The sequence below is a fragment of the Kitasatospora sp. NPDC091257 genome, assembly GCF_044757675.1.
GTDB classification, from domain to species: domain Bacteria; phylum Actinomycetota; class Actinomycetes; order Streptomycetales; family Streptomycetaceae; genus Kitasatospora; species Kitasatospora lactacystinica.
Window position 1 is genome coordinate 1 of record NZ_JBIVVI010001329.1, and the last position, 2,326, is coordinate 2,326.

At 69.9% G+C, this 2,326-nt stretch carries 2 protein-coding genes; both read left to right on the forward strand.

Features of this window, described 5'->3' with window-relative positions:
* The first annotated feature begins 154 nt into the window (after nt 1-154).
* Nucleotides 155-1,360: a hypothetical protein gene (locus ACIQOV_RS37890; RefSeq protein WP_401055316.1), complete on the forward strand. Its 1,206-nt coding sequence runs from the start codon at nt 155-157 to the stop codon at nt 1,358-1,360.
* Between the two features lie 2 nt (nt 1,361-1,362).
* Nucleotides 1,363-2,326 (forward strand): condensation domain-containing protein (locus ACIQOV_RS37895; protein ID WP_401055317.1); only part of this gene is annotated, 964 nt, incomplete at its 3' end.

Genomic DNA, 2,326 nt, shown 5'->3' on the forward strand with positions numbered 1-2,326 from the left:
GACTTCCACAACTCCCCCAGGGTCGAGGGTCTGGCCCGCGGGGTCACGGCGCGGCCGGCTCGGGGGGCCTTGCCCCCCCGGGGGCCGGGGGGGGCCCCCGCCCCCCCGCCCCGGCCCGTCCGACCGTTCTCCCATCGGCGAGGAAAGAACCACGATGACGCACCCCGACGAGGTCCTCACCCGGATCGACCTTCGCAGCCCGATCCCCGGAGCGCTGGCCGCCGAGATCGAGCGCCGACTCTTCTTCGTGTCGCCCGAGATCACCGGCTTCGTGGTGCCCGTGGAGGGCGACGAGGTGCGCTCCGTGACACTCCGCTCCGGGCAACCGCTCCCGCACGACGCCCTGACCGAGAAGGTCAACTCCATGGTGGACAACGACGTCCGAAGGCAGTGGGTGACGCCGGCCAAGGCCGTCTGGACCTCGCCGCACCAGCGCACCCCGCACCAGGACGTCTTCGAACTCCTCTCCGAGACCGGCGCGGTGACGGAGGTCGGTGAGGGTCAGGTCGCCGTCGGCGAGCCGCTGCTCTCGCTCTTCACCTACTTCGACCGGGCCGTCTGTGACCTGCTGGCCGAGGACCACGAAGTCCGGGAGTACCGTTACCCGACTCTGATCAGAACGAAGGCGCTGGAGACGGCGGGCTACTTCAAGGCCTTCCCGCAGCACCTGATGTTCGTCACCAGGCTGCGCAACGACCTGGACGTCTACCGCGCCTTCCAGGAGCGGCAGGCCGTCACCGGCATCGACTCCGCGGTGCTGGACTCCTGCGGCAACGTCGACTACTGCCTGCCGCCCACGATGTGCTACCACACCTTCAACCAGTACCGCGACCGCACACTGGAGGCGGGCCGGCTCCACGTGGTCACCTCGCGCGGCAAGTCGTTCCGCTTCGAGGCGGCATACGCCACCAGCCTGGAGCGGCTCTGGGACTTCACCATCCGGGAGATGGTCTTCATGGGCTCCCGGGAAGACGTGCTGGACTCCCGTGAGCGCTTCATGCGGAAGGTCTTCGCCTTCGTCGAGGAGCTCGGCCTGAGCGGCTTCTGCGAGGTGGGCAACGATCCGTTCTTCTGCGGCGCGGACACCTCCGAGCGGATCTGGTCCCAGCGGCTGATGGAGCTCAAGTACGAGCTGCGGCTCCACGTCGCGCCCGGGAAGACGATCGCCGTCGGCTCCTTCAACTTCCACGACGACCTCTTCGGCAAGGCTTTCGGCATCGACCACGGTGCGAACGGCCCGACCCGGAGCGGCTGCGTCGGATTCGGCCTGGAGCGGCTCGTCTACGCCTTCCTCTGCCAGTACGGCCTCGACACCGCAGCGTGGCCCGCCCAGGTCCGCACCGCCGTCAGCGGGAGCTGACCATGAGTGCGAAGAAGGGCCGCGCCCCGCGAGGCCAACGGGAGGAGATCCTCTGCGCGGTGTTCGCCCAGGTGCTCGGGCTCGACCGGGTCACCATCGACGACTCCTTCTTCGAGTTGGGCGGCCACTCCCTGCTGGCCACCCGGCTCGCCGGTCGCATCCGGGCCGCCCTGGACGTGGAGGTCCCGGTCCGGACGATCTTCGAGGCCCCGACCGTCGCCCAACTCACCGAGCACCTGGAGCAGGGCTCCGGCAGCCGACGCCCGCCACTGCGCCCCCGGGGCCGTCCGGCGGAGATCCCGCTCTCGCAGACCCAGCGGCGCCTCTGGTTCCTGAACCGCCTGCACGGCGCGGCCGGACACTACAACATGCCGATGGCCTACCGGCTGCGCGGCGACCTCGACCTGTCCGCCCTGCGACTCGCCCTCGACGACCTGGTCACCTGGCACGAGAGTCTGCGCACCGCTTACCCCGACTGGGACGGCCGACCCCAGCAGGTCGTCCTGGACCCGGACGAGGCTCCGGTCGAGCTGCCGGTCGACGGCGTCACCGAGGCAGGCCTGTCCGAAGCGCTGAGCGCTGCGGCCGGTCACGCCTTCGACCTCACCGCCGAGACGGCACTACGGGCCCAGCTGTTCCGGCTCTCCGCGGACGAACACGTCCTGCTCCTGACCATCCATCACATCGCCTGCGACGGATGGTCGCTGCTCCCCCTGAACCGCGATCTGGCACTCGCATACGCCGCGCGCCGCCTCGGGCAGGAGCCGGCCCGGCCCGAACTACCAATCCAGTACGTCGACTACACGCTCTGGCAGGACGATCTCCTGGGTGCCCCGGAGGACCCCAACAGCCTGGTCAATCGCCAGCTCTCCTTCTGGGAGGGAGAGTTGGCGGGAATGCCCGACCGCCTACGGATCGATGTGGCGGCCCCGCGTCCGGACACCCCCTCACACCGGGGCGGTCGAG

What these genes read in the sequence shown, in the direction of transcription:
- ACIQOV_RS37890 (WP_401055316.1), top strand. Translation starts at nt 155, where the DNA reads ATGACGCACCCCGACGAGGTCCTCACCCGGATCGACCTTCGCAGCCCG.